This window comes from Polaribacter huanghezhanensis (genome assembly GCF_030444335.1).
Lineage (GTDB): Bacteria > Bacteroidota > Bacteroidia > Flavobacteriales > Flavobacteriaceae > Polaribacter > Polaribacter huanghezhanensis.
The window spans coordinates 2,531,098-2,552,524 of the sequence record NZ_CP128595.1 but is presented as its reverse complement, the minus strand read 5'-3'; the positions used below and the strand labels follow the sequence as shown (position 1 = coordinate 2,552,524).

At 32.3% G+C, this 21,427-nt stretch carries 16 protein-coding genes; 8 read left to right on the top strand and 8 right to left on the bottom strand.

Annotation, left to right across the window (positions count from 1 at the left end):
• Positions 1-36 precede the first annotated feature (36 nt).
• The 4 genes from KCTC32516_RS11960 (at position 37) to KCTC32516_RS11945 (ending at position 7,086) form a co-directional block, all read left to right on the top strand.
• On the top strand, positions 37-2,346 hold the full coding sequence (locus tag KCTC32516_RS11960; RefSeq protein WP_301400887.1) for a GH92 family glycosyl hydrolase: 2,310 nt from the start codon (positions 37-39) through the stop codon (positions 2,344-2,346).
• Between the two features lie 3 nt (positions 2,347-2,349).
• A complete protein-coding gene (locus KCTC32516_RS11955) occupies positions 2,350-4,692 on the top strand; it encodes a GH92 family glycosyl hydrolase (protein WP_301400886.1) in 2,343 nt (780 codons plus the stop codon).
• A 2-nt stretch (positions 4,693-4,694) separates the two neighbouring features.
• Positions 4,695-5,693 (top strand): glycosylasparaginase, encoded by a 999-nt coding sequence (locus KCTC32516_RS11950; protein ID WP_301400884.1) that lies wholly within the window; start codon positions 4,695-4,697, stop codon positions 5,691-5,693.
• Between the two features lie 76 nt (positions 5,694-5,769).
• Positions 5,770-7,086 carry a sugar MFS transporter gene (locus tag KCTC32516_RS11945; protein WP_301400883.1) on the top strand — a complete coding sequence of 439 codons (1,317 nt, stop codon included), beginning with the start codon at positions 5,770-5,772 and terminating at the stop codon, positions 7,084-7,086.
• A gap of 197 nt (positions 7,087-7,283) precedes the next feature.
• On the opposite strand, the gene KCTC32516_RS11940 is transcribed toward KCTC32516_RS11945, so the two are convergent.
• From KCTC32516_RS11940 to pyrG, 3 genes are all read right to left on the bottom strand, one after another.
• Positions 7,284-8,156, bottom strand: a complete 873-nt coding sequence (locus tag KCTC32516_RS11940) for an Abi family protein (RefSeq protein ID WP_301400882.1) — start codon at positions 8,154-8,156, stop codon at positions 7,284-7,286.
• A 298-nt stretch (positions 8,157-8,454) separates the two neighbouring features.
• Positions 8,455-10,344, bottom strand: coding sequence for a membrane protein insertase YidC (gene yidC / locus KCTC32516_RS11935; protein ID WP_301400881.1), 1,890 nt, complete (start codon positions 10,342-10,344; stop codon positions 8,455-8,457).
• A 316-nt stretch (positions 10,345-10,660) separates the two neighbouring features.
• On the bottom strand, positions 10,661-12,271 hold the full coding sequence (gene pyrG / locus KCTC32516_RS11930) for a CTP synthase (protein ID WP_301400879.1): 1,611 nt from the start codon (positions 12,269-12,271) through the stop codon (positions 10,661-10,663).
• A 227-nt stretch (positions 12,272-12,498) separates the two neighbouring features.
• Here pyrG and rpmH point away from each other — a divergent pair, with 227 nt between their 5' ends.
• Together rpmH and carB are read left to right on the top strand one after the other, a co-directional pair.
• Positions 12,499-12,660, top strand: coding sequence for a 50S ribosomal protein L34 (gene rpmH / locus KCTC32516_RS11925; protein ID WP_301400877.1), 162 nt, complete (start codon positions 12,499-12,501; stop codon positions 12,658-12,660).
• A 104-nt stretch (positions 12,661-12,764) separates the two neighbouring features.
• Positions 12,765-15,620: a carbamoyl-phosphate synthase large subunit gene (carB, locus tag KCTC32516_RS11920; RefSeq protein ID WP_301400875.1), complete on the top strand. Its 2,856-nt coding sequence runs from the start codon at positions 12,765-12,767 to the stop codon at positions 15,618-15,620.
• Positions 15,621-15,629: 9 nt separating this feature from the next.
• On the opposite strand, the gene KCTC32516_RS11915 is transcribed toward carB, so the two are convergent.
• Complete coding sequence (locus KCTC32516_RS11915) at positions 15,630-16,175, bottom strand: acyl-CoA thioesterase (RefSeq protein ID WP_301400873.1); 546 nt, start codon at positions 16,173-16,175, stop codon at positions 15,630-15,632.
• 100 nt (positions 16,176-16,275) lie between these two features.
• Here KCTC32516_RS11915 and KCTC32516_RS11910 point away from each other — a divergent pair, with 100 nt between their 5' ends.
• Complete coding sequence (locus tag KCTC32516_RS11910) at positions 16,276-17,451, top strand: GlmU family protein (protein ID WP_301400871.1); 1,176 nt, start codon at positions 16,276-16,278, stop codon at positions 17,449-17,451.
• Positions 17,452-17,505: 54 nt separating this feature from the next.
• Here KCTC32516_RS11910 and KCTC32516_RS11905 read toward each other — a convergent pair whose 3' ends face one another.
• The 4 genes from KCTC32516_RS11905 to KCTC32516_RS11890 are packed head-to-tail and all read right to left on the bottom strand — an operon-like array spanning position 17,506 to position 20,417.
• Positions 17,506-18,234 (bottom strand): head GIN domain-containing protein, encoded by a 729-nt coding sequence (locus tag KCTC32516_RS11905; RefSeq protein ID WP_301400869.1) that lies wholly within the window; start codon positions 18,232-18,234, stop codon positions 17,506-17,508.
• Between the two features lie 25 nt (positions 18,235-18,259).
• Positions 18,260-19,345, bottom strand: coding sequence for a hypothetical protein (locus tag KCTC32516_RS11900; RefSeq protein WP_301400868.1), 1,086 nt, complete (start codon positions 19,343-19,345; stop codon positions 18,260-18,262).
• The gene (locus tag KCTC32516_RS11895; protein ID WP_301400867.1) at positions 19,326-19,856 is read right to left on the bottom strand and encodes a hypothetical protein; all 531 of its coding nucleotides are present in this window, start codon (positions 19,854-19,856) and stop codon (positions 19,326-19,328) included. The genes KCTC32516_RS11900 and KCTC32516_RS11895 overlap by 20 nt, the downstream gene beginning before the upstream one ends.
• Positions 19,857-19,868: 12 nt before the next feature.
• Complete coding sequence (locus KCTC32516_RS11890; RefSeq protein WP_301400865.1) at positions 19,869-20,417, bottom strand: RNA polymerase sigma factor; 549 nt, start codon at positions 20,415-20,417, stop codon at positions 19,869-19,871.
• A gap of 378 nt (positions 20,418-20,795) precedes the next feature.
• Here KCTC32516_RS11890 and KCTC32516_RS11885 point away from each other — a divergent pair, with 378 nt between their 5' ends.
• Complete coding sequence (locus KCTC32516_RS11885; protein WP_301400863.1) at positions 20,796-21,242, top strand: FKBP-type peptidyl-prolyl cis-trans isomerase; 447 nt, start codon at positions 20,796-20,798, stop codon at positions 21,240-21,242.
• Positions 21,243-21,427 lie beyond the last annotated feature (185 nt).

Here is a 21,427-nt window from a genome sequence, read left to right as displayed (position 1 = left end):
TATTCCTGCGTAAGCAGCAATCTTTAATAATAGATAATGATTAAAAAAGTACTATTAGCAGCTTTGGTAATTTCATTTGCAAGCTGTACTTCTGAATTAGATTCAGAAAAAAAAGCTTCAAAAGATTTTGTGAAATATGTAAATCCAATGATTGGAACCAGTAAAATGGGACATGTATATCCTGGAGCAACTGCCCCTTTTGGAATGGTGCAACTAAGTCCGCAAACAAATTTTGAAGTGATGTTTATAGACGGAAAATACAATCCGAAAACCTACGAATATTGTGCTGGTTATCAATATAAAGATGCTACAATTATTGGTTTTGCACACACAAATTTTAGCGGGACAGGACATTCAGATTTAGGAGATTTTTTAGTAATGCCAACCACAGGAAAGTTAGTCTTAGATCCGATTGAAACCAAAGAAGGAACCAAAGGATTTTACTCAAAATTCTCTCACAAAAATGAAACAGCACAGGCAGGGTATTATAAAGTTGATTTAGAAGATTACAAGATAAAAGCAGAATTAACAACGACAGAACGTGTAGGATTTCATCAATATACATTTCCGAAATCATCAGAATCACATATTTTATTAGACTTGGTGTACAATGTGTATCAGCATGATAACAAAAATGTATGGACTTTTTTACGAGTAGAAAACGATTCTACCGTTACGGGTTACAGACAAACCAAAGGTTGGGCAAGAACTAAAAAAATATTTTTTGCCATCAAGTTTTCAAAACCTTTTAAAAGCTACGGACATAAAAAGTATGATAAAATAACCTACAATGGTTTTTATGGTCGATTTAATGAAGAGAAAAACTTTCCAGAAATGGCTGGAAAAGACATCAGAGCGTATTTTAATTTTGACACCAAAGAAGGCGAAAAGATTAAGATGAAATTTGCATTATCTTCAGTAAGTTCTGCTGGTGCAATGAAAAACTTAGAAGCGGAGATTCCGCATTGGGATTTTAATAAAACCAAAGCCGAAACGCAACAAAAATGGAATGATGAGTTGTCTAAAATTGAGGTAGAAACAATCGAAGAATCTCAAAAAGAAACATTTTACACAGCTTTATACCACACCATGTTAAGTCCGATTTTATATGAAGATGTAGACGGAAAATATAGAGGTTTAGATCAAAATATTCACGAATCAAAAGGGTTTACAAATTACACGATTTTTTCACTTTGGGACACGTATAGAGCTTTGCATCCGTTGTTTAATATTATTCAGCAAGAACGAAATAATGACATGATAAAATCGATGTTGGCGCATCAAGAACAAAGTGTGCATCATATGTTGCCAATTTGGAGTCATTATGCCAACGAAAATTGGTGTATGATTGGCTATCATGCCACTTCTGTAATTGCAGATGCAATAGTAAAAAAGGTAGGAGATTTTGATAAAAACCGCGCTTTAAAAGCAGCAGTTGCAACAGCAAATGTTCGTTATTTTGACGGAATTGGAGATTATTTGGATTACAAATATGTGCCAGATGATAAAAGTCATTCTTCCGTTTCTAAAACCTTAGAATATGCCTATGACGATTGGACAATTGCTCAAATTGCTAAGAGCGTAAATAATACAAAAACAGAGAACACATTTTTAGAAAGATCAGAATATTACAACAATGTGTTCAATCCAAAGAACGGATATATGAGTCCAAGATTATCTGACGGAACTTTTAGAAAAAACTTTGATCCTTTAGACACACACGGACAGGGTTTTATTGAAGGAAATGCGTGGAATTACGGCTTGTACGTTCCGCATCAATTAGATAAAATGGTGAAAATGATGGGTGGAAAAGAAAAATTTTCTCAACATTTAGATTCATTGTTTACCATGGAAATTGATGATAAATTTATTGACCAACACGAAGACATTACCAGAGATGGAATTATTGGAAATTATGTGCATGGAAACGAACCAGGACATCACATTCCATATTTATACAATTGGACAGGAAAAGCCTATAAAACACAAGCAAGAGTAAGAATGATTATGGACACGATGTACGGAACTGGAGTTGACGGTTTGTGTGGAAATGATGACGCTGGTCAAATGAGTGCTTGGTATATTTTTAGTTCTCTAGGATTTTATCCTGTAATTCCGGGTTCAGATAGATACGCGTTGGGAAGTCCGAATGTAAAAAAGGCTATTTTAAATTTAGAAAACGGAAAAACTTTGGTGATTTCAACAAAAAATCAATCCAAAGAAAATGTGTACGTTTCTAAATTAACCATCAACGGAAAAGAAATAAATAGAAATTATATCTTGCATAAAGAAATTATGAATGGAGGCGAATTTGTTTTTACGATGTCTAATCAACCAAAAATATAAATAATGAAAATAAAAGGAACGACTAAAATTTTAATGCTTTTAGTATTGATGGCATTTAGCTGTGAGAAGCATGAAAATAAGATTTCAAAAACAACTTCAGAGGTTGCTTTGGTAGATTATGTAAATCCGTTAATGGGAACAGATTCTAAATATAGTTTATCAAACGGAAATACATATCCTGCAATTGCAACGCCTTGGGGAATGAATTTTTGGACTCCAATGACATCAAAAATGGGCGATGGTTGGACGTATAAATACAATGAAAATAAGATTAGAGGAATTAAGCAAACGCATCAACCAAGTCCTTGGATTAATGATTATGCAGCTTTTTCTTTTATGGCAGTTACAGGGAAATTAAAATACAAAGAAGAAGAAAGACAATCTTGGTTTTCGCACAAAGCAGAAACTGTAAAGCCATATCATTATAAAGTGTATTTGGCCGATTATGATGTGGTTGCAGAAGTTGCGCCAACAGAAAGAGCCGCGCATTTTAAATTTACATTTCCAAAATCGGACTCTTCTTATATTATGCTCGATGCTTTTTTTAAAGGCTCTATGGTTAAAATAATTCCTGAAGAACGTAAAATTATTGGTTATAGTAGAAATAATAGTGGCGGAGTTCCAGATAATTTTCACAATTATTTTGTGGCAGAATTTGATAAAGATTTTGAAATTAATCATACGTGGACAGATGGTTGGAAATTGTTAGAAAACACATTAGATAGCGAAGGAAAACATGTTGGAGCCATTATTGGTTTTAAAACCAAAAAAGGAGAAGTTGTTCATGTAAAAGTAGCATCTTCATTTATCAGTCCAGAACAAGCACAACTAAATTTAGATAGAGAAATTGGTAAAGATTCTTTTGATCAAACCAAAGAAAAAGCAAAACAAGCTTGGGAAAAAGAGCTGAATAAAATTCAGGTAGAAGATGATAATATTGATAATATTAGAACTTTTTATTCTTGTTTGTACCGTGTTTTATTGTTTCCAAGAAAATTTTATGAGTTTGATAAAGACAATAAAGTTGTTCATTACAGTCCGTATAACGGAAAAGTTTTACCGGGTTATATGTTTACAGACAACGGTTTTTGGGACACTTTTAGAGCGGTTTATCCATTTTTTAATATGATGTACCCTGAACTTAATAGTCATATTATGGATGGATTAGCAAATACTTATAAAGAATCTGGTTGGTTGCCAGAATGGGCAAGTCCTGGACACAGAGATTGTATGATTGGTTCTAATTCTGCACCAATTGCTGTAGATGCTTTTCTAAAAGGAAACGTAAACAAAAAAACAGCTACAATTTTATTTGAAGCGATTTTAAAAAACGCAACAGTTTCTAAAGGAAGACCTGCAAGTTCAGTGGGTAGAGAAGGTTTAGAATATTACAATAGTTTAGGTTATGTGCCTTATAATGTTGGGGTTAATGAAAACGTTGCTAGAACTTTAGAATATGCGTATGCAGATTTTACCATTGCGCAAATGGCAGATAAATTAGGGAAAAAAGAAATTGCAGATAAATACTATAATCAATCTTTAAACTATAAAAATATGTTTGATCCTTCAACCAATTTAATGCGAGGTAAAAATAAAGACGGAACTTTTCAATCGCCATTTAACCCTTTAAAATGGGGCGATGCTTTTACCGAAGGAAATAGTTTGCATTATACGTGGTCTGTTTTTCATGATGTTGACGGATTGATACATTTAATGGGCGGAAAGAAAAATTTTATAAAACAATTGGATGGTGTTTTTACAATGCCACCAGATTTTGACGATTCTTATTACGGCGGAACCATTCATGAAATTCGCGAAATGCAAATTGTAAATATGGGGAATTACGCACACGGAAATCAGCCAATTCAACACATGATTTATTTATACAATCACGCTGGCGTACCTTATAAAACACAAGAAAAAATTAGAACCGTTTTAGATGATTTATACAGTGCAACTCCAGATGGTTATTGTGGTGATGAAGATAATGGGCAAACTTCTGCTTGGTATGTTTTTAGCGCTTTAGGATTTTATCCTGTAACTCCTGCAACAGATCAATATATAATTGGTGGGCCGTTGTTTAAAAAAGCAACGTTGCATTTACAAAACGGAAATACTTTTGTTATTAATGCAGATAACAATTCGAAAAATAATTTTTATATACAATCAACTACTTTAAATGGAATTGATACTTCTAAAAATTACTTGACCTATAAAACGATTCAAAATGGTGGAAGATTTAATTTTAAAATGAGTCCGACACCAAATAAAACTTGGGGAAGTAAAGAAGAAGACCTTCCGTATTCTTTAAGTAAAAATAAAAGTTTTAAAAAAATAAAAGAATAAAAATGAAACGTAGAAATTTTATAAAAAGAGCTTCCTTAACAGGATTAGGTTTGGCAGTTGTTCCATCAATTATTTCTTGTGAAACCGAAGCTAAAAAAGACAAAAAAGCAGCTGCAGTTGGAACACCAGTTTTACCAATTGTAGTTGCAACTTGGCGTTTTCATAATGCAACAAAAGCAGCTTGGGAAGTTTTAGAAAAAGGCGGAGCATCGATTGATGCTATTGAAGCGGGTTGTAGAATTGAAGAAGCCGATTTAAAAAACACCACCGTAGGAAATGGTGCAACTCCAGACAGAGACGGAAATGTAACCTTAGATGCGTGTATTATGAATAAAAAAGGCGATTACGGAGCAGTGGTTTGTATGGAAAACATTGCACATCCAATTTCTGTGGCTCGTAAAGTAATGGAAGAAACACCGCATGTGTTGTTAGCAGGAAAAGGAGCAGAACAATTTGCCGTTTCTCAAGGATTTAAAAGAGAAAATTTGTTAACAGAATCTTCTAGAAAAGCCTGGGAAAAATGGAAAGTAAAATCAGAATACAAACCGATTATCAATATAGAAAATCACGATACCATTGGCATGTTAGCCATTGATAAAAATGGCGATATTTCTGGCGGTTGTACCACAAGCGGATTGGCGTATAAAATGGCTGGACGCGTTGGAGATTCTGCAATTATTGGTTCAGGATTATTTATAGACAATACTGTTGGAGGAGCAACAGCAACCGGAATGGGAGAAGAGGTGTTAAAAACCGTAGGAAGTTATTTAATTGTAGAATTAATGCGCCAAGGAAGAACGCCGCAAGAAGCGTGTGAAGAAGGCGTAAAAAGAATTGTGGAGTCCAATCCAAATTACAAGAATTTTCAAGTAGGTTATGTTGCGCTAAACAAACAAGGAGAATATGGTTGTTATTGTATTCATGGCGGATTTGGAATAAGCAAATATCAAGAAGGAAAACAAACGTATGTAGAGTCTAACGCGTACACTAAAAAAGCGTAAAGAAGTTGCAAAGTTGCAGAGGTGCAAAGGTGCAGAGTTTTAAATTGAAAAGAAATAATCAAAAAGAATAAAATTAATGAATACATCAACGAACAAATCATACAGATCAGCATTTATATTTTTAACTTCTTTATTCTTTTTATGGGGATTTATTACCGTGTTGGTAGATTCTTTAATTCCGAGGTTGAAAGATGTTTTTGAAATGTCGTACGCAAAAACAGTCTTGGTGCAATTTGCCTTTTTTGTAGCGTTTTTTGTATTCTCTTTACCTGCCGGATATCTCTTATCAAAAATTGGCTATAAAAAAGGAATCGTGTTAGGTTTGGTAACCATGGCAATTGGTTGTTTGTTATTTTATCCTGCGGCAGAACACAGATTATTTGCTGTTTTTTTAGTGGGCTATTTTACGTTAGCGGGCGGAATTACCATTTTACAAGTTGCGGCAAATCCGTTTGTAGCGTTGTTAGGAAGTGAAGAAGGAGCGAGTAGTAGATTGAATTTATCGCAAGCATTTAATTCATTAGGAACCACCATTGCGCCTGTTGTTGGCGCCTTATTTTTACTGAGCGATTCTGTAAAATCATCCGAAGAAATTGGGTTGTTAAACGAAACTCAAAAAAGTGCATATTATATTTCGGAAGCAGCAACGGTGCAAACGCCATTTTTACTAATTGCTGGTTTTATTTTATTGTTAGCAGTGATTTTTCTATTTACTAAATTGCCAAAACTGATAGAAGAAAGTCCGAAAGGCGGTTATTTTAAATTGCTAAAAAATAAAATCATGTTGATGGGCGCATTGGGAATCTTTGTGTACGTTGGCGCAGAAGTTGCCATTGGTAGTTTTTTAGTAAATTATTTTTACGATGCTGGATTGGCACCAATTGTTGCAGAAAACGAAACCATGATGAACATTGCAAATACCATTGCCAATACATTTAACCAAACATTTTCTGGAAAAGATCCAAAATCGTTATTAGGGATTTTTGTCATATTTTATTGGGGAGGTGCCATGATTGGTCGTTTTGTTGGCGCGTATTTAACCAAAATTATGGCAGCAGGAAAAGTGTTGAGCATTTTTGCCTTGTTGGCAATTAGCATGATTGTAATTTCTATGAGCACCACTGGTTTACTATCTATGTGGTCTATTTTAGCGGTTGGATTGTTCAACTCAATTATGTTTCCAACCATTTTTACATTGAGTTTAGAAGGTTTGGGCGATTTAAAAGCACAAGCTTCTGGTTTGTTGTGTATGGCAATTGTTGGTGGCGCAATTATTCCGTTTTTCTTTGGAAATTTAATTGATGGTTTTGGCTTTAAAACAGCGTTTATTTTAACGATTGTGTGTTATGGGTATATTCTGTTTTATGGACGTTTTAAAACGAAGAAAGCGTAGAAAAATAATAGTAATTATTTTCGTAAGCATTAGATTAGCAATAAATTACCAAATTTATTTTTTCTAAATATATAAGTATACTTTAGTATTAAATAAAAAAACCTAGAGCATAATGTCTAGGTTCTGTATAATTTTTTATAGTGCAACACTAAAGCGTAATGAATAGCTAGGCACTTTATAGTGCAAATATACAACATTTACATATTATAACCAATTTTATCTGTAATTATTAGTTTAATAATTTCATTGTTTTCATATTCTTTAAATAATATATTTATTTCATTATTCATATCATCATTACGTTCTTCAGAGATATTTTTTAAGATATATGAGATTGTTTTTATTCCAGCATCTAGAGATTGATTATTGTTGTTGTTAAATCTTATTCTAGGAATTTTGTAGATACCTTGAGGAAAATTTAAATCAAATAAAACTCCAGCGTGAGCACATATATTTCTAGTAAATTTTATTGTGTGAATAAAATTTTTGAACGTATTAAGGTTGTTTAATCCATAAAGCTTTGAAATATTTTTTTTAACTTCCTCATCTTTTAGTGCATTAAAAATTGTTACAATTGCTCCAAATGTTAAAAACTCAAAAGTTTTCCAAGTAGGTGCATATATGTCATTTCTATATTTAACATGATGAAGTTTTATTTGTTTATTATCTTCTTTAAATTTATTTGTATATAGTTTTGTGTCTAAGCTTTTTATAAACCAAGAAGCCATTATTTTAGGATTAGAATACCAAATAGGGTCATCATTATGCTTATTAGATATGTAATAAATAATTTTAGTCCTAAAATTAACTTCTATACGCTTTAAATACTTTAATAAAATATTTCTTAAATCTACATCCAAATAGTAAAGGCTAATTACATTCGAAAATAGAGTGTCTTTTTGAAAATTATGACCTTTATCAATTTCGAAAGGAAACCAATAAAAACCAAGCCTATAATAGCCTATATCTAATAATATTTCTTTAGCCTTCTCTTCTCCACAGTCGAAAATCATTCCTCTTTTTTTAAGAAGATTTATTTGTTCTTCTATAGTTGATGCTTTTTTACTCATTTTAGTTTAGAACAGATTATTCACAATTAGCAAGTTAGCTATTTTTAGAGAAACCATCAATAAGTAAAACTACCTGTTTATCAACAAAAAAAGAAGTTTGTTTTTTATGACATTCGTCTTGTCATTTCGACAGAGCGAAGCATGAGCGACGAGAAATCTCATGAGATAAAACTACCGTTTTTGAGATTCCTCCGCTGCGGTCGGAATGACAAGTAAAAAACAAAAAAAACCAAAACGATTACGTTTTGGTTTTTTTAATATTAGATTCCTGCCTACGCAGGAATGACACTAAATATGTCTATTTTTTACCTTTTTTTTGTTGTGTTTGTTGTTCTTGCGCTTGTTTCATGGCGTTGTCTAAACGCTGTCTAAACTTTCCTTTTTTCTTTTCAGGACGTTTTTTGTTTTCTTCTATTTGTGCATGAATCTTTGCTTCATCAATTACATAGTTTTTAATAACCAACATAATAATAATGGTTAGTAAGTTAGAAACAAAGTAATACAAACTTAAACTACTTGCGTAGTTGTTAAAGAAAAACAACATCATAATAGGAGAGAGGTAAATCATGTACTTCATCATCTTTTGCATGTCTGGCATTCCTTCTTGCGCTGGCGCTTGCATGTTTGCTTGCTGACTTTGATTCATTTTCATATAAAAGAAAATGGCAATCGATGCTAAAATTGGAAATAAACTAATATGACTTCCGTATAATGGAATGTGAAAAGGCAATTCGATAACAGAATCATACGATGATAAATCTGATGCCCATAAAAATCCTTTTTGTCTTAATTCAATATTTGATGGGAAAAACCTAAATAATGCAAAGAAAATGGGCATTTGTAACAATGCTGGTATACAACCAGACATCATGCTAACTCCAGCTTTTCGCTGAACTGCCATGGTTTCTTGTTGACGTTTCATTGCATTTTCTTTTCCTGGTAAACGTTCGTTGATGGCAGTTAATTCTGGACGAATTACTTTCATTTTTGCACTAGAAACGTACGATTTGTATACCAAAGGCGACATTAAAATACGAACTACAATGGTCATTAAAATAATAATCAATCCGTAGTTAGACATTAACCCGCTTAGCCATCCAAAGATAGGAATGAAAATAGCTCTGTTAATGGCTCCGAAAATTCCCCAACCTAAATCAACAATTTCTCCCAGGTTTTTTCCTTTGTACTTTGTTAGTAATTTATAATCTGCTGGTCCGTAGTACCAGTTCATATTGTAATTTAACTCGCCGTTATTTAATGCTAACGGAGTGTTTAATTGGTAATGTTTTGTGAAAACGGTATCAATTTCTTCGTCTTTTACCAAGTTGATAGAAGTTAAAGAAGTTTTGTTAAACGGTTTGTCTGACAATAAAATAGAGGTAAAAAAGTGTTGTTTAAACCCAACCCATTGCACATTATCAACCACTTCATTATCATTACTACTTGCAGCAGAAAGATAATCAGCTTCGTCTGTAAAGAATTTTAACTCAGAATACATATTCTCAGTTTTAATACTTTTCTCGTTTCTATATGTTTTTAGATCCCAATCTAAATTAATGGTATTCGAAGAATTGATAACGGTTGCTAAACCTTGAGAACGCACAGCGAAATCTACCATATAATTGTTTGGTTTCATTTCGTATCTGTACTCTAAATATTGTGTTTCAGAAACTTTCAATTTCATAGAAAGCACTTGGTTCTTTCCGTTTTTAGAAATTGTTGGAATAAACAACAAATCTTTGGTGTTTAAAATACGGTTGTCTGTAGTTCCAAAATTGATATTGAAAGACGCATTGTTGTCTTTTATCAAATACAACGGCAAAGAATCGTATCTTTTATAGGTCTTTACAAGTGCTTCAATTATTTGTCCACCTTTATTATCAATGGTTAATTTTAAAAGTTTGTTTTCTAAAACGGTTGTTCCTTCTGTAGCAGTTTGTGCTCCGTAAGAAAAGGCACCCAATTGATTTTGTAATGCAGCATTTTTTAAAGAATCGCTGGCAACAAGTGGCGTGGTATTGTTTGTAAGAGTTGGTGAAGTTGTAGTTTTTGTAGAATCTACACTAGTTTCTGTGGTGTCGTCGGTAGGAATAACTTCTTGTTGGCTAGAGTACATAAACCAAAGCATAATTGCTCCTAATAATAATAATCCGATAAACGAATTTGCGTCAAATTTTTTCTGTTCCATTGATTGTTCTTAAGTGTCAACTTGTCATTTTGTCTTCAGAATTTGAAGATAAGCGCGACAAATGTAGCAAAACTGTATTGTTTTTAGTAGGTTTTGCTGTTATTATTTTTGATACTGATGATAGTTCAAATGCTATTCCATTTTTGAACTAAACGTATTTTTGATTCTTCAGTGTCACCTCGAGCATTACTGAAATCAAAATATATTTTGATTGAAAGTAGCAAACTCCGTTTGTCGAGAGGTCTTTAAACTATAAAAGAGTTCTCGCATCTCGACTCCGCTCGATATGACAGCTCGAACAGACATAATTGATAATTTATTTCGAATGCTGTAAAGCTGCTTTTACAAAACTCACAAATAAAGGATGTGGATTTAACACGGTACTTTTATATTCTGGATGATATTGTACACCAACAAACCACGGATGATTTGGGATTTCAATAATTTCTACCAATCCAGTTTTTGGGTTGATTCCAGTTGCTTTCATTCCGGCAGCTTCAATCTTTTTTAAATACTTATTATTAAATTCGTACCGATGTCTGTGACGTTCGCTAATCAATTCTGATTTGTACGCGTCAAAAACTTTAGAGTCTTTTTTAAGTTCACAATCCCAAGCACCCAAACGCATGGTTCCACCTTTTTCTGTTACGTTTTTTTGACTTTCCATTAAGTTAATCACAGGATGTTTTGTGCTTTTGTTCATTTCTGTAGAACTTGCATTTTCTAAATGTAAGATGTTTCTAGAAAATTCGATTACTGCCATTTGCATTCCTAAACAAATTCCGAAAAACGGAATGTTTTGTTCTCTTGCATATTTTACCGCTTTAATTTTTCCTTCAATTCCACGATCACCAAAACCAGGCGCCACTAAAATTCCGTTTAAACCTTCTAGTTTTTTCTCTACATTTTTTGGAGTTAAACTCTCAGAATGAATCCAACGCACTTTTACTTTTGTTTCGTTTGTAGATCCTGCGTGGATAAATGCTTCTGTAATTGATTTGTAAGAATCGTGCAATTCTATGTATTTACCAATCAAACCAATTTCTACGGTAGAAGTTGGGTTTTTATGTTTTCTGATAAAATTATTCCACTCAAGTAATTGTGGTTGTTTTTCTGAAGATAATTTTAGTTTGCTTAATACAACTTGATCCAAACCTTCTTCAAACATTAAATTGGGAACGTCGTAAATGGTTTCTGCATCAATAGATTGTATTACGTCTTCTTGTTTTACATTGCAAAATAAGGCTAGTTTCCGTTTGATGTCGTCAGAGATTTCATGCTCTGTTCTACATACTAATATGTCTGGACTTACTCCACTTTGCATCAACATTTTTACAGAGTGTTGTGTAGGTTTTGTTTTTAATTCACCGGCAGCAGCCAAATAAGGAACCAATGTTAAATGAATCACAATCACATTTTCTCTTCCTTTTTCCCACAACATTTGACGAACAGATTCTACATAAGGCAACGATTCAATATCACCAACCGTTCCACCAATTTCTGTAATGACGATATCATAATCGCCCGTTTCGCCTAAAATCTGAATTCTGTGTTTAATTTCATCGGTAATATGCGGAATTACCTGAACCGTTTTACCTAAAAACTCACCTTTTCGTTCTTTATTTATTACAGATTGATAAATTTTACCCGTTGTAACGTTGTTTGCTTGAGAAGTTGGGATGTTTAAAAAACGCTCATAATGCCCTAAATCTAAATCGGTTTCTGCGCCATCATCTGTAACATAACATTCACCATGTTCGTACGGATTTAAGGTTCCTGGGTCTATATTAATGTAAGGATCTAATTTTTGAATAGTTACAGAATAACCTCTTTCTTGTAAGAGTTTCGCTAAAGAAGCAGCAATAATTCCTTTTCCTAGTGATGATGTTACGCCTCCAGTTACAAAAACGTATTTGGTATTTTTCATGGTGATTAGGTTTGGACAAAAGTACTAACTCTAGAAGTTTTGACAAATTAAAAAGCAATAAAAAGTGCAATAAAATTTGTAAAATTGGGCTTCTAAAAAATAATTTATTTTTTTTTAAAATTGTATTTGTCAAAAACAAAAGTAGTTGTATATTTGCACACGCTTTTAGCAGACGAAAATTCACAAAAAGCAAAACAGAATAAAGACGATATTTAAAAATACAAGTAATGCCGAAAAGAACGTACCAACCATCAAATAGAAAGAGAAGAAACAAACACGGTTTCAGAGATAGAATGGCTTCTGCTAATGGTCGTAAGGTTTTAGCTAGAAGAAGAGCAAAAGGAAGAAAGAAATTATCTGTTTCTACAGAAACAAGACATAAGAAATAATGATTAACAATTGTTAATAATTAAGGTGTTACTATTTTTAGTAACACCTTTTTTTATACCCAATCAATTTTTACTTTTACCAATACATTACAATACACACTAAAATGCCAAAAAAACAAGACCTAAAATCTATTTTAATTATCGGATCAGGACCAATTGTTATTGGTCAGGCATGTGAATTTGACTATTCTGGTTCACAGTCTTTAAGATCTTTAAGAGAAGACGGAATTGAAACAATTTTAATTAATTCGAATCCAGCAACAATCATGACAGATCCTTCAATGGCAGATCATGTGTATTTGTTGCCGTTAACTACAAAATCAATCATACAAATTTTAAAAGAGCATCCACAAATTGATGCTGTTTTGCCAACAATGGGTGGTCAAACTGCATTGAATTTATGTATTGAAGCAGATGATAAAGGAATTTGGAAAGATTTTGGTGTACAACTAATTGGAGTTGATATTGATGCAATAAATATTACAGAAGATAGAGAATTGTTTAGAGAATTGATGTTAAAGATTGATGTGCCAATGGCGCCACAAGAAACAGCAACATCATTTTTAAAAGGGAAAGAAATTGCACAAGAGTTTGGTTTTCCATTAGTGATAAGATCGTCATATACATTAGGTGGAGCAGGAGCTTCCATAGTATACGATCCAAAAGATTTTGATGAATTATTAAGTAGAGGTTTAGAAGCATCACCAATTCATGAAGTGATGATTGACAAAGCCATGATGGGTTGGAAAGAATACGAATTGGAATTGTTACGCGATAGAAATGACAACGTAGTCATTATTTGTTCTATCGAAAATATGGATCCGATGGGAATTCATACTGGAGATTCAATTACCGTTGCGCCAGCAATGACACTTTCTGACAGAACATTTCAGAAAATGCGCGACATGTCTATTAAAATGATGCGTTCTATTGGTGATTTTGAAGGTGGGTGTAATGTGCAGTTTGCAGTTTCTCCTGACGAAAAAGAAGATATTATTGCCATTGAAATTAATCCACGTGTTTCTCGTTCATCCGCTTTAGCGAGTAAAGCAACTGGATATCCGATTGCAAAGATTGCTACAAAATTAGCGATTGGTTATACGTTGGATGAATTAGACAATCAAATAACAAAATCTACGTCTGCTTTATTTGAGCCAACATTAGATTATGTAATTGTAAAAATTCCACGTTGGAACTTTGATAAATTTGAAGGTTCTGATAGAACTTTAGGTTTACAAATGAAATCTGTTGGAGAAGTAATGGGAATTGGACGTTCGTTTCAAGAAGCATTGCACAAAGCAACTCAATCCTTAGAAATTAAACGCAACGGTTTAGGCGCAGACGGAAAAGGATATAGAGATTACAATCAAATTATAGATAAATTAACCAATGCAAGTTGGGACAGAGTTTTTGCAATTTACGACGCCATTGCAATGGGAATTCCGTTAAGTCAGATTTATGATATCACAAAAATTGATATGTGGTATTTAAAGCAATATGAAGAGTTGTATCTGTTAGAAAAAGAAATTTCAACGTTTACAATTGATACCATTCAACGTGATTTATTGCTAGAAGCAAAACAAAAAGGATATGGCGATCGACAAATTGCGCACATGCTTAAATGTTTAGAAAGTCAAGTTTATAGCAAAAGAGAAGAATTAAAAGTACAACGAGTTTATAAATTGGTTGATACTTGTGCGGCAGAATTTAAAGCACAAACACCTTATTATTATTCAACTTTTGAAAATGATATTGAAACTGCGGACGGAAAAATAGTAGTTGCAAATGAAAGTATTGTTACCGATAAGAAGAAAATTATCGTTTTGGGTTCTGGACCCAATAGAATCGGACAAGGAATTGAGTTTGATTATTGTTGTGTTCATGGTGTTTTAGCAGCCGCAGAATGTGGTTACGAAACTATTATGATTAACTGTAATCCTGAAACAGTTTCTACAGATTTTGATACGGCAGATAAATTGTATTTCGAACCTGTTTTTTGGGAACATATTTATGACATCATTAGACACGAAAAACCCGAAGGAGTTATTGTGCAACTTGGAGGGCAAACAGCTTTAAAGTTAGCAGAAAAGTTAACGAAATATGGAATTAAAATCATAGGAACTTCTTTTGAAGCCTTAGATTTAGCAGAAGATAGAGGGAGTTTTTCAGAATTATTGAAGAGAAACAATATTCCGTATCCAGAATTTGGAATTGCAGAAACAGCAGATCAAGCCTTGGCTTTGGCAGAACAATTAGATTTTCCGATTTTGGTAAGACCTTCGTATGTGTTGGGCGGACAAGGAATGAAAATTGTCATCAACAAAGAAGAATTGATAGAACATGTAGTTGATTTGTTAAGAGGAATGCCAGGAAACAAATTGTTGTTAGATCATTATTTAGACGGCGCAATTGAAGCAGAAGCAGATGCCATTTGTGATGCAGACGGAAATGTGTATATCATCGGAATCATGGAACACATTGAGCCTTGTGGAGTGCATTCTGGAGATTCTAATGCAACTTTACCGGTTTTTAATATTGGAGACTTGGTTTTACAACAAATTAAAGATCATACACATACCATTGCTAGGGAATTAAAAACAGTTGGTTTGATCAACGTTCAGTTTGCTATAAAAGATGATGTTGTGTATATTATTGAAGCAAATCCAAGAGCGTCTAGAACGGTTCCGTTTATTGCAAAAGCATACAAAGAACCGTATGTAAATTATGCAACAAAAGTAATGTTGGGAGTGAATAAAGTTACTGATTTTAATTTCAATCCGCAGTTAGACGGATATGCAATTAAGCAACCGGTTTTTTCTTTTAATAAATTTCCGAATGTAAATAAGAATTTAGGTCCAGAAATGAAATCAACTGGAGAAAGCATCTTATTTATTGATAGTTTAAAAGACGATGATTTTTACGATTTATACGCAAGACGTAAAATGTATTTGAGTAAATAATAGTTTTATTTACAAAACGACTTTCGTATTGTGATTTTCTAGTAAGGTTAAGTAATTTTCTATTTTAAAAGTGTTTTCATTAAAAAGAAGATTTCCTTTTTTGGCATTTTTTTGTATTTCTATACTTCTTACAAAGCGTCTTACTTCGTCATTATTGGTTAAAATAATGCCAGGGATAAGAACGCCTTTTCCGTTTTTATCTTTTGCAACCATTGTAAAATAGGAAGAATTGCAGTGTTTTTTTTCTCCAGAAATAATATTTTCAGATTCAACACGTAATCCAATGACCATAGAAGTTTTTCCTGTATAATTAATCGATGCTTTTAAAGTTAAAAGTTCTCCAACTTCAACAGGATTTAAAAAATCGACTTTATTCACAGAAGCCGTTACACAATAACATCCTGCATGTTTAGAAGCACAAGCAAAAGCAATTTGATCCATTAGACTTAGAATGTAACCTCCATGAATTTTTCCACTAAAATTTGAATGGGACGGCAACATCAATTCATTTATGCTAACAGCTGAATCTTTAATATGTTTAAATGATTTTTTCATCCAATAAAGGTAAAGAAGTTAAAAGTAATTTTGAATATGTATGCATTTTTTTTATAGTATATGTTTCATTCCTTTATATTTGTAGAAAGCGATTATAAAAATGAATTATATTTTATTTGATAGTGATGTTAGAAATGCATTGCTTCCTTTTACTTATACAAGACCAGTTGCAGATATTAGAGTTGGAATTTTAACCATTCGAGAAAAATGGGAAAATCAACTTGGATTGACCACAACGACAATTACGGAAGAATATTTAGAAGAAAAATATCCGATGGTAGAAATGGAGCAAAATATCTTAATCAATGCTTCTTACATACCAACGAAAAAATTGGTAAAAAAAGTAAAAAAGCTATCAGAAAATGAAGCTATTTTTAAAGGGGATAATGTGATTGCTTTTTACACCACAGATACGCAAGAAGAAGTAGATTTTTCATCCTACAAGCAAATAGAATTTGAGGAAGAAATTTTACAAATTAAAAATACGTGGGATATTTTCTCTCTAAATGAGAAAGCAATTCAGTTAGATTTTGAGTTGCTAACAGAAGATAGAACATCGCAAGAAATTCCGAAAGATGTTCATGTAATAAACAAGAAAAATATTTTTATTGAAGAAGGTGCAGCGGTTTTGTATTCGTCTTTAAATGCCTCTGAAGGACCCATTTATATTGGTAAAGATGCACAAGTTTTAGAAGGAAGTTTAATTCGTGGTCCGTTTGCAATGTGCGAAAATGCGGTGGTTAAAATGGGCGCAAAAATTTACGGAGCAACAACTTTAGGTCCGTTTTGTAAAGTAGCCGGAGAACTCAATAATTCGGTTTTATTTGGGTATACTAACAAAGGGCACGAAGGATTTTTAGGAAATTCTGTACTTGGAGAATGGTGTAATATTGGCGCAGATACAAACAATTCTAATTTAAAAAACAATTACGCTGAGGTTAAAATTTGGAGTTACGAAACAGAACGATTTGCGAAAACGGGGTTGCAATTTTGTGGTTTAATTATGGGCGATCATTCTAAATGCGGAATCAACACGATGTTTAATACAGGAACTGTAGTTGGCGTTTCTGCCAATATTTATGGAAGCGGATTTCCAAGAAATTTTATTCCGTCTTTTAGTTGGGGTGGCGCTTCTGGATTTACAACCTATCAATTGCCAAAAGTTTTTGAAGTTGCAGAAGTTGTTTTAAAACGTAGAAGTTTAGCTTTTGAAGAACAAGACAAAAAAATATTAGAAAAAGTATTCGAGCTTTCTTCTCAATATAGAAAAGAGTAAAGCAAAAAAAGCCTCGGAATTTTCCGAGGCTTTTTTAATATTTCTATTTAGATACTAATTTCTGCTAACCACACTTCCAGAACCAAGAGATTTACTTTCAATTTTATCAGGATTCCCTTTGTAGTAAATGTTTCCAGAACCTACAACTTTCGCCGATATTTTATTAGAAACAGAAGTTCTAATATTTCCAGAACCAGCAATTTTTGCAGAAGTAGAAGTCGCTTTTAACCCGTAGGCATTAATATCTCCAGAGCCCGCAATACTACAGCTTAAATCCATTGTTTTTCCATCCACTTTAATATTTCCAGAACCCGCAATGTTTGTTTTTACTTCATTAGCATTTACATTTACTCTCATATCACCAGAACCTGCAACAGAGAAAGAGATTTTATCAGCATTAATTGTTCCGTTACTTGTTAAATTTCCAGAACCACTCAAAGAAACTTTTTCGATGTCTTTATAAGGAACGGTAACAAGCAATTTTCTTGTTGTTCTAATATTTACTCCTTTTTGAACTTGAATTTTTAGGATGCCTCTTTTTACGTCAACTTCTATATATTTTAATAAGTTTTCTTCGCCTTTTAAAGTGATTTTTCCTTCTTTTCCTCTGACCAATTCTACATCAAAATTTCCGCCAAAGCTTACACCGTCATAATCAGATGTTTTTCTAGTTTCTGTAGTCACATTTCCATTTCCTCTTACTTTTTTGGTGTTCCACCAACTTTGAGCATTTACTGAGAAGCTCAAGGTTAAAATGATGCTTGTAATGATTATTTTTTTCATGATTGTTCGATTTTATTTTTTAAAATTATAGTTCTTTTAAAGTTACTCCGCCGTATTGCGATTTGATCATTAATCTAGAGTTAGATTTCCCTTTTCCGTAAACTCCCTCGTAATATTTTTTAGAACCTTTTTCAATGCTTTTAAACATTTCTACATGGTCATCATTATATCTAAAACTAGAATACTGTAAGTTCATTTCAAAACTAAAAGTGTTGTTTGTTTTTGTTCCGACAGAGATTCCTGCATACTCGCTAGAAATTACAGCTTTGTGAAAACCTCTTGCTAATTCTTTTATTTTAATAGATCCGTAATCAGCTTTGATATTTAAGTTTTTATAAACAGTTCCTAATCGGATGCTTACATAATCTGAATTTCCTGTAATATCATTTACATCATCCACCGTGATACTTCCGTAATCTGCATTGTAAATTACGCTATTTGCAGTTCCGATATTTACATTAGAATAATCTGAGTTGATTTTTACTTCGTCTGTTTTATCAACAGTAAGTCTAGAATAATCTGCATTGATTGATCCAGATTTTAGAAAACTAATGCTTGATCCGTTGCAATAATCAATATTGATATCATTTGTAGAATTGTTTAAATCTCCTATGATCAACTTTCCGTAATCGCAATTAATATCTGTTGTTCCGTTAATTTCATTGATTAAAATATCTCCGTAATCGTTGTTTAATTGTACGTTGTTAGAAATGGGCATTTTAACCGTATAATTAACTTTGTAACTTATATTTTTTGATTTTCCCCAAAAACTCCATCCGTTAGAAGAATTATCAAATTTTGTTTTGGCAGCAACGAAATCAGAAGTTGCGTTAAAATCGACGTTAATTCCTCTTAATTTTTTTTCAACGCTACTTAAATCATTTCCTTTTACAGTAATGACTACTGTAATTTCTACGCTATTTTTATTCCAGGTAACAATGTTTATATTTCCGTATTTATTGTCAATATTTACGGTTGCATTTCTGTCAACTGAATATTGTTTTTTAATGGTTTTACTTTTTTCTTGTTTCGGTTCTGTATCGTTATTTGCAAAACTTACTAAAGGGATTAAAAAAAGGAATAGTGCTATTTTAAATGTAGATTTCATCATTGCTGTTTACTTTAAGGTTTTTTATTTCGTCTATTTGTTTTAAGACATCTTGTAAAACTTCTATTCGGTTTTGATAATTGCTTATCATCGCATACACAACACGCTTGTCGTTATTGCTTTTGTTTAGTGCTTTTACTAAGTCTTTGTATTGATTGTCTAGTTTTTCTAACTGATTTAATGCATCTTCAATAACACGTTCAGTTGTTGGATTTCTAAATGTTTCTATGGTTTTTAATTCTTGTTTTATGGTCGATACAAAAAACGTTTCAGTTTCTTGCATTTCTGGCGAAACATCTGCTAATTCTAGTGTTTTATCGGTAACATTTGCGCCTAACCAAAATCCGACAATTAAAATTACTGATGCGGCAACGCTCATCCATTTATAAGAAAAGGATTTTTTCTTTTTCTGTGGATTATTTAATCGTTCCTGAAATCTTTCTAAATGACCAAACCTCGGTTCTTCTAAATCGAAGTCGGTATTTTTAAAAAAGCTATTAAATTGATCTTTCATTACTTGGTTTTGTTATGCAGTTTCTAAAACTAGCTGCTGTTTTAATTTCTTTTTTGCTCTCGAAATTGTGGTTCTTACATTTTCGTTTGTATATCCTAATATGTGTGCGATTTCTTCATAATCGTAGCCTTCTATTAGGTTTAAATTCAACACAATTCTATAATTTTCTTTTAAAGAATTTAACGAGTCTAATACCCTACTGGCATGTAACGAAGTGTAATCTATAGTGTCTTCAGTTTCTATAGAAGTGTCTTTAATTACTTCCATTTTTACATCTTGGTATTTGTTATTTTTTTTTAGCTGCGTTAAACTTTTGTTGATCACAATTCGTTTTAACCAAGCGCCAAAAGTAACTTCTCCAATAAAGGTGTCCAACTTTGTAAAAGCAGTTAAAAATGCTTCTTGCATCATGTCTTCTACTTCAAACTCATCTTTAAGTATTCTTAACGATGTGTTGTACATAGCTCTGTAATAGTCTTTATAAATCTGCATTTGAGCAGTATTATCACCTTTTTTACAGCGTTTTAATAGTTGGTTGATATGTTGATTGTTTTCCTTCAATGAAACGTTTCTATACTATAGACAAAATGTTTTTCGATTTGTGACAGTTGCACACAATAAAAATACATTTTTTTAGTTGAAGGTGATTTTTTAAGAGAAGAGCTTTGTAGTTTTTTTGTTTTACTGACATAGTTGCCGATTAAATTATTTCTTATAGGATAATTTTTAAAAAGATTTAAAATAGAATTTCACCAATATTAAAGGCAACAGTAAGGTTTTTACGTTTTAAGCTTGTTAATTTATAGGTTTAAAATTTTACATTCTAATTTTTTAGTTTTTGGCTTGGTTTTCGCGGCTATTGTTTGAGTAAGTTTAAATTAAAATATTTAGTGTGTAAGAATTATACAAAGAGTATTTTTTAAAATTATAACATATCATATGGATCAAGTTAAAGAGAACAATACAGTTAAAGTAAATTACACAGGGAAGTTATCTAACGGACAGATTTTTGACAGTTCTGAAGGAAAGGAACCATTAGAGTTTACTTTAGGACAAGGACAGTTAATACCTGGTTTTGAGAAAGGAGTAATTGACATGAAGTTAAATGAAAAAAAAACCATAACAGTTGCTAAAGAAGAAGCGTATGGAGAAATCCACGATCACCTAAAGCAAGAAGTAAAAAGAACAGAACTTCCTCAAGATCTTGCTCCTGAAGTTGGAATGGGACTAGTTTCTAAATCTCCAGATGGACAAGAAATGAATTTACGTGTGGTTGAAGTTAAAGATGAAAGTATTGTTATAGACGGTAATCATCCTTTGGCAGGTAAAGATCTTATTTTTGATATTGAAGTAGTTGCTATTAAAGAATCAGAAATTACAGAATAAAATAAGTTACTTATTTTTAAATTGTAGAATAGCCTTTGTTAAATAAGTTTAACAAAGGCTATTTAATTTTACCGATAAAAAGCTAAAAGGAAAAAATGTTGTTATGGGGTAGTCATTCTTTTTTCTAGTTCATTAAAATTAACGCCAAGTAACTTTTCTTGATCTGTAGAAAGCCTACTATTTTT

Coding starts and splice junctions, on each gene's coding strand:
- KCTC32516_RS11960 (WP_301400887.1), top strand. CDS start 37: ATGATTAAAAAAGTACTATTAGCAGCTTTGGTAATTTCATTTGCAAGC.
- KCTC32516_RS11955 (WP_301400886.1), top strand. CDS start 2,350: ATGAAAATAAAAGGAACGACTAAAATTTTAATGCTTTTAGTATTGATG.
- KCTC32516_RS11950 (WP_301400884.1), top strand. CDS start 4,695: ATGAAACGTAGAAATTTTATAAAAAGAGCTTCCTTAACAGGATTAGGT.
- KCTC32516_RS11945 (WP_301400883.1), top strand. CDS start 5,770: ATGAATACATCAACGAACAAATCATACAGATCAGCATTTATATTTTTA.
- KCTC32516_RS11940 (WP_301400882.1), bottom strand. CDS start 8,156: ATGAGTAAAAAAGCATCAACTATAGAAGAACAAATAAATCTTCTTAAA.
- yidC (WP_301400881.1), bottom strand. CDS start 10,344: ATGGAACAGAAAAAATTTGACGCAAATTCGTTTATCGGATTATTATTA.
- pyrG (WP_301400879.1), bottom strand. CDS start 12,271: ATGAAAAATACCAAATACGTTTTTGTAACTGGAGGCGTAACATCATCA.
- rpmH (WP_301400877.1), top strand. CDS start 12,499: ATGCCGAAAAGAACGTACCAACCATCAAATAGAAAGAGAAGAAACAAA.
- carB (WP_301400875.1), top strand. CDS start 12,765: ATGCCAAAAAAACAAGACCTAAAATCTATTTTAATTATCGGATCAGGA.
- KCTC32516_RS11915 (WP_301400873.1), bottom strand. CDS start 16,175: ATGAAAAAATCATTTAAACATATTAAAGATTCAGCTGTTAGCATAAAT.
- KCTC32516_RS11910 (WP_301400871.1), top strand. CDS start 16,276: ATGAATTATATTTTATTTGATAGTGATGTTAGAAATGCATTGCTTCCT.
- KCTC32516_RS11905 (WP_301400869.1), bottom strand. CDS start 18,234: ATGAAAAAAATAATCATTACAAGCATCATTTTAACCTTGAGCTTCTCA.
- KCTC32516_RS11900 (WP_301400868.1), bottom strand. CDS start 19,345: ATGATGAAATCTACATTTAAAATAGCACTATTCCTTTTTTTAATCCCT.
- KCTC32516_RS11895 (WP_301400867.1), bottom strand. CDS start 19,856: ATGAAAGATCAATTTAATAGCTTTTTTAAAAATACCGACTTCGATTTA.
- KCTC32516_RS11885 (WP_301400863.1), top strand. CDS start 20,796: ATGGATCAAGTTAAAGAGAACAATACAGTTAAAGTAAATTACACAGGG.